At 64.8% G+C, this 6,119-nt stretch carries 5 protein-coding genes; 3 read left to right on the top strand and 2 right to left on the bottom strand.

Annotation, left to right across the window (positions count from 1 at the left end):
* The first annotated feature begins 669 nt into the window (after positions 1-669).
* The 3 genes from VSR72_RS39950 to VSR72_RS39940 are packed head-to-tail and all read left to right on the top strand — an operon-like array spanning position 670 to position 4,175.
* The gene (locus tag VSR72_RS39950; RefSeq protein ID WP_342957709.1) at positions 670-2,109 is read left to right on the top strand and encodes an MFS transporter; all 1,440 of its coding nucleotides are present in this window, start codon (positions 670-672) and stop codon (positions 2,107-2,109) included.
* 20 nt (positions 2,110-2,129) lie between these two features.
* Positions 2,130-3,329, top strand: coding sequence for a CoA transferase (locus VSR72_RS39945; RefSeq protein WP_342957711.1), 1,200 nt, complete (start codon positions 2,130-2,132; stop codon positions 3,327-3,329).
* 3 nt (positions 3,330-3,332) lie between these two features.
* Complete coding sequence (locus VSR72_RS39940; RefSeq protein ID WP_342957708.1) at positions 3,333-4,175, top strand: citryl-CoA lyase; 843 nt, start codon at positions 3,333-3,335, stop codon at positions 4,173-4,175.
* Positions 4,176-4,237: 62 nt separating this feature from the next.
* Here VSR72_RS39940 and VSR72_RS39935 read toward each other — a convergent pair whose 3' ends face one another.
* Together VSR72_RS39935 and VSR72_RS39930 are read right to left on the bottom strand one after the other, a co-directional pair.
* Entirely contained in the window at positions 4,238-5,008 is a 771-nt protein-coding gene (locus tag VSR72_RS39935; RefSeq protein WP_342957707.1) for an IclR family transcriptional regulator, read from the bottom strand.
* A 101-nt stretch (positions 5,009-5,109) separates the two neighbouring features.
* Positions 5,110-6,117 (bottom strand): substrate-binding domain-containing protein, encoded by a 1,008-nt coding sequence (locus tag VSR72_RS39930; RefSeq protein ID WP_342957706.1) that lies wholly within the window; start codon positions 6,115-6,117, stop codon positions 5,110-5,112.
* Positions 6,118-6,119 lie beyond the last annotated feature (2 nt).

Here is a 6,119-nt window from a genome sequence, read left to right as displayed (position 1 = left end):
AGTGTCACCAGTTCGCCTGGTCGCATGGCTGGCTCCGCAGTTCGCACGAGCCGACCAGCATGCCAGTGGTCAAAAACACGACATCTGTAAATAGCCAGAACACGACATTAGGATATAGCTCCTACATTCAAAACGTCGATAATTTATCTTATGTTAAATCATAAAAACCGACGGACGGTCCCGCCCGGCAAGGATCCCCGCTCGCGAACAATACGGTCCCGCTAGCCACGCGATCATCGGGACCGGTCGCTTGCGCCGCGCGGTGATTGAGCCTCCTCGAACGAAGGCCGCGCGGCAGCCGGCACGCGGCCTCGAAGCCTGGATCGTGTCGGTGACGACCAGATGGCACGGTAGCGGCCGCCGTCGTCTCCTGACTGACGATCCGCATGAAACGACGGGCTTGTAGCGAACGGCATGCCCGGCAAGCCGCGCACCGGCGACGCACCACACAACATCGCGTACACATCGGCTGGTCAAGCTTGCCCGGATACGTACCTATGCGACACGTGTGTGCCGCCCTCTCTCCGCGCGGTCCCTTCGCGGTCCAGCTCAGTAAAAGCCCTGGTCGGTTGGCTCAGCGGCTCACAGTATCATCGAGTCATATTTTCAGAACGACGTTCTGTTAGATAGAACAAAGAGACACGCAACCGAATTACTCAGGAGAGTCCGATGTCCAGCCTGCCGATCGGAGCGACGCCCGCGTCGCTCCGGGAAGATGCCGCCGCGCCTGCCAGTGCGGCCGAAATCAACGCGCGTATTGACCGCCTGCCGGCCACGCGCGCCATCTGGACGCTCGTGCTCCTGCTTTCCATGGGTGGCTGGTTCGAGTTTTACGATCTGTTCTTCACGGCCTATGTCGGGCCCGGCCTCGTGAAAAGCGGCCTCTACTCGACCACCACGGCTTCCTTCTTTGGCTTCTCGGGTCTCGGCGCATTCGTGGCGGCGTCGTTCGCGGGGCTCTTCATCGGCACGTTCTGCCTGACCGGTCTTGCCGACCGCTATGGCCGCCGCACCATGTTCACGGCGTCGCTGCTCTGGTACTCGGTGGCAACGTGCATCATGGCGCTGCAGACGAGCGCGCCCGGCATCAACCTGTGGCGGCTCATCGCCGGTATCGGCGTTGGCGTGGAGCTCGTCACCATCGACACCTACGTGAGCGAACTCGTGCCCAAACATATGCGCGGCCGCGCGTTCGCGTTTGTGCATCTGGTGCAGTACACGGCCGTGCCGGCCGTCGCGTTGCTCGCGTGGTGGTTCGTGCCGCGCGCGCCGCTCGGCTTCGACGGCTGGCGCTGGGTCGTGATGTTCGGCGCGTTCGGCGCGCTCATCGCCTGGGCCATTCGACGTCGCGTGCCAGAGAGCGCACGCTGGCTCGCCCAGCGCGGCCGCACCGAGGAAGCCGCGCGCATTCTTGCGAAGCTCGAAGCGAAGATCGAGGCACAGCAAGGGCGCTTGCTGCCCTCGCCCGTCATGGAATCGGCCGGTGCACAAACGCTCACCAAGTCGCGCTTCGCCGAGATCTGGCAGCCGCCTTATCGCCGCCGCACGATCACGCTGCTCGTGTTCAATCTGTTTCAGGCGATCGGCTTCTACGGCTTTGCTTCGTGGGTGCCGACGCTGCTTGTGTCCAAGGGCGTCACGGTCACGCACAGCCTGCTCTACTCTTTTGTGATCGCGGCTTCCAATCCGTTCGGCCCGCTGCTCGGTATGGCGATCGCCGACCGCATTGAGCGCAAGACGCTCGTCGTGCTCTCTGCGCTCGCCATCGCCGTGTGCGGCACGCTGTTCGCCATGCAGACTTCCGCCGCCATGCTCATGTTCCTCGGCGTGCTCATCACGCTCGGCGGCACGCTGCTTTCGGTCGGCTATCACGCGTATCAGGTCGAGCTGTTCCCCACTCGCATGCGCGCCACGGCCGTTGGCTTCGTTTATTCGATGTCGCGCCTCTCCGCCATGTTCTCGGGCTTCATGATCGCGTTCGCACTGCGCCACTTCGGTGTACCAGGCGTTTTCGCGCTCATCACTGGCGCGATGATCGTAGTGATGGTCGCCATCGGCATCTTCGGGCCGCGCACGAAAAATCGCGCACTCGACGACATCTCCCAATAATTCTTCAATACGAGGCTTTCATCATGCTCCCGTTAGCCGGCGTGCGCGTCCTGGATCTGTCGAATGTGCTCGCGGGTCCGTTCTGCGCCTATCAACTCGCGCTCTTCGGCGCCGAAGTCACCAAGGTCGAGCATCCCGAAGGCGGCGACCTCGCGCGGCGCCTGGGCGCGGACAAGGATGCAGCAGCGCGCAATATGGGCGCGTCGTTCGTGGCCGTGAACGCGGGCAAACGCTCGCTCACGTTGAACCTGAAAGACCCGCGCGGCAAGGCCATTTTGCTCGATCTGGTGCGCCACGCCGATGTGCTCGTCGAGAACTTCCGGCCCGGCGTGATGGACCGCCTCGAGCTTGGCTACGATCAGTTATCCAAAGTGAATCCGGCGCTGGTCTACTGTGCGATTTCCGGTTTCGGCGACGAAGGCGAGCTCTCGCGTCGCCCTGCCTACGACCAGATCATTCAGGGCATGTCCGGCGTGATGAGCGTAACGGGGGACGCGCAAAGCGCGCCGCTGCGCGTGGGGTATCCCGTCTCCGATACGGTGGGCGGCCTCACTGCCGCGTTTGGCATTTGCGCGGCGCTCGTCGACGCGCGCGCGAGCGGCCGCGGACGGCGCCTCGACGTGTCCATGCTCGAAGCCACGCTCGCCACCATGGGCTGGGTCGTGTCGAACTACCTGAACGCTGGCGTCGAGCCAGCACCGATGGGCAACGAGAATTTCACGGCCGCGCCCTCGGGCACGTTCCGCACCGGCTCGGGCCTCCTCAATATTGCCGCGAACGAAACGCGCCAGTTCGAAAGCCTGTGCGAGGTGATCGGCCGCCCCGACCTGCCGCGCGACGAACGCTTCTCAGCCCGTCATATGCGCAAGCAGTATCGCGAAGCGCTCAAGGCCGAGATCGAAACCGCGCTCGCAGCGGACAGCGCTGCGAACTGGGAAACGCGCTTGCTCGAGCGCGGCGTGCCGGTGGGCCGCGTGCTATCGGTGCCCGAAATCCTCGCGCATCCGCATCTGGCCGAACGGCGCTTCATTCGCGAGTTCGAAGCGACCGAAAACGAAGCCGCGCAACGCGTAACCCGCGCGGGCCTGCGCCTCGCCGATGCCGACGCCGCACCTGCCACGCCCGCACCGACGCTTGGCGCACACACGCGAGAAACGCTTTCACAACTCGGCTACGAAGCCGCCCAAATCGACGCCCTGCACCACGACGGAGTGATCTGAACCATGTCGACGACGAACACCACTACGCCCGATCTCGCCGCCCTGTGCGCCGACTACTGGAGCACCTCGATCACCGACATCCATCCGGGCTCGATCAAGGTGCGCGGCTACCCGATCCAGGAGCTGATCGGCAACGTGAGCTTCCCGCAGATGATCTGGCTGATGCTGCGCGGCGAGCTGCCAGGCGACGAAGAGGCCACGTTGCTCGAAGCGGCGCTCGTGGCCTCGGTCGATCATGGGCCGCACGCGCCTTCGATCGCGATCTCGCGCATGGCCACGAGCTGCGGCTTGCCGATAAACGGCGCCATGGCGTCGGCGCTCAACGCGCTCGACGATGTGCACGGCGGCGCCGGCCAGCAAGCGGTCGAACTCTATGCCGATATTGCCGCGCGCATCGTGGCGGGCAGCGCGTTCGACGCCGCGGTCGAGGCAGGTGTTGACGAATTCATCGCCACTCAAGGCAAGTATCTGCCGGGCTTCGGCCATCGCTTTCATCCGGTCGATCCGCGCGCCGGACGGCTGCTCGCGCTCGTCGATGCACGTGTCGCGTCCGGCACGATCAAGGGCCGCTACGCGGCGATTGCGCGCGGCATCGAGGCCTTGCTGAAAAAGCGCAAGGACCGTCCCGTGCCGATGAACATCGACGGTGTCACGGCGGTTATCTACGCCGAGCTGGGCTTCGCGCCGGAACTGGCGCGCGGGGTGTTCTGCCTCTCGCGCGCGGTCGGCATCCTCGCGCATGCGTGGGAGCAGCGCGGGCGCGGCGAGCGTAACAAGGGACCCATGCCGCGCCAGATTCCGTACGCCTATACCGGCGCGCCGGAGCGACATCTGGAGCAGTCCTGATCAACGCGTCGTGAAAGAAGCCACGTGCAAACGGCGATTTACGCCGTTTGCCGCGCGTGGATTCAGGCGTCCTGGCGTGAACGCGCAACGTGCGCGCGCTGAGCGGCGCGCAGCGCGCGCGAGTCGCCGCCGAGCGCGTCGGTAGCGCGTACCGCGCAATCGAACAGCGCATCGAGATGGCGTTCGACAAATGCCCCGTCGATGCGCGAACTCGGCCCGGCGAGCGTGAGCACACCACGCAACGTATCGTGAACGCCGAACACAGGCATGGAAACGCCCGCGGTCTCGCGGTCGCGCTCGCCGATCGAAATGCAGTAGAAGTCGCGCCGAATGCTCTCGAACGGCTCGCCCGGCTCGCCGCCGAACGCGAGCAGCGCGCGGCCGCCGGAGCCGCTCTCGAGCGGCAGCACGTCACCCTCGCGCACATGGTGGCGCACCACATGGTGTGAATCGACGCGATGCAGGCACACGCGCACAGCGTTGTCGCGCACGTAGAACGAAACGCTCTCCCCACTCGCAGCGGCCAGCTCACGCATGAGCGGCAGCAGAATGTCGCCCATGTTGAGGCTGCGCTGATAGAGCGCGCCCAGCGCGAACGTGGCTGGGCCGAGCTGGTAGCGCCCGTCTTCGAGGCGCAGCAGCAGGCGATGCTGAATCAGCGCACCAGCCAGCCGCAGCAACGTGCTTTTATAGAGGCCTGTGCGCGCCGCGAGTTCGGCAAGCGTAAGCGCGCCGTCTCCTTGGCGAAACGCGAACAGGATGGCACACGCGCGGTCGATGACAGCGACGCCTTCTTCTTTCTTGACCGTACCAGCCGGGTCTTGCGCAGGCATGAATGTGTGTTGCGGGAATGAGGAACGAGTCTGATTTTACGCGATCTCGTGCGTGTTTCCCGCACCCGTTGAATCCTTCGCCTGCCTGCGCATCCGCCCTGTCACTTCGTCCGCGCCACGGAATCGCGCATCGTCACGCTTACCGGGAAGGTGCGCTCGATCGGCCACTGCGTGCCGTAGCACTGGTTGATGAGCCAGCGCACCGCGTTGCGCGTGAGTTCGGCGGTGGGAATGTGCACCGACGTCAGGGCCGGTGCCATATAGGCCGCCGAATAATCATCGTCGTAGCCGATTACCGAAACGTCGTGCGGCACGCGCAACCCGGCTTGCTGCAGGCGCGCGAGCGCACTCATGGCCATCGTGTCGTTCGCGCAGAAAAGTCCGGTGAAGCGGTGCTTGCGCTCGAGAAGCGCCCCGGCTGCAACATAGCCGCCTTCGGGCGAAAAGTCGGAGACGATATGCGGCACGGTTCTGCGCTCGATGCCGTGGCGCGCCAGTTCGGCGAAAAAGCCATGCAGACGCGCAGCGTTGTCCGACGACGTGGACGGACCGCCGATCACCGCAAGCTCGCGATGTCCGTGTTCGATGAGCGTGCGAGCGGCCATCTCGCCGCCGTGAAAGTGATCGGCGCAGAACGATGCTTCGGGTAACTGATCGAACGCGCGGTTCAGGAAGGCCATGCGTGGGTGCATGGCGTGCAGCATCTGCAAGTCGTCGTCGTAGAGATCGTGGCTGATGACCACCACGCCGTCGCAGTCGCGGCCAATCAGGAAACGCACGGCCTCGATGGCCTGCTCGCGCGGCGAAGCTTCGCCGCAGCCCGTGGCCACCACCACATGACGCCGCACGGCGCGCAGTTGCGTATCCGTTTCCTTCAGGATGGTGCCGTAGTACGAGCCGAAAAAGGTCGGCACGAAAATACCGATGATGCCAAGCGACTTCGTGGCCATTGCCCGGCCGATGGACGAGGGCCGGAAGTTGAGTTGCTCGATCGCGGCCTGCACGCGCGCGGCCGCCTCCGCCGACACCGGACCGTTTCCCGATATTGCCCGCGAAGCCGTCGAAAGGCCCACGCCGGCCAGCGCCGCCACGTCTTTCAGGGTCGCCACGT

Source organism: Paraburkholderia sp. JHI869 (genome assembly GCF_038900775.1).
GTDB lineage: Bacteria > Pseudomonadota > Gammaproteobacteria > Burkholderiales > Burkholderiaceae > Paraburkholderia.
This window is presented reverse-complemented; position numbering and strand designations above follow the sequence as displayed.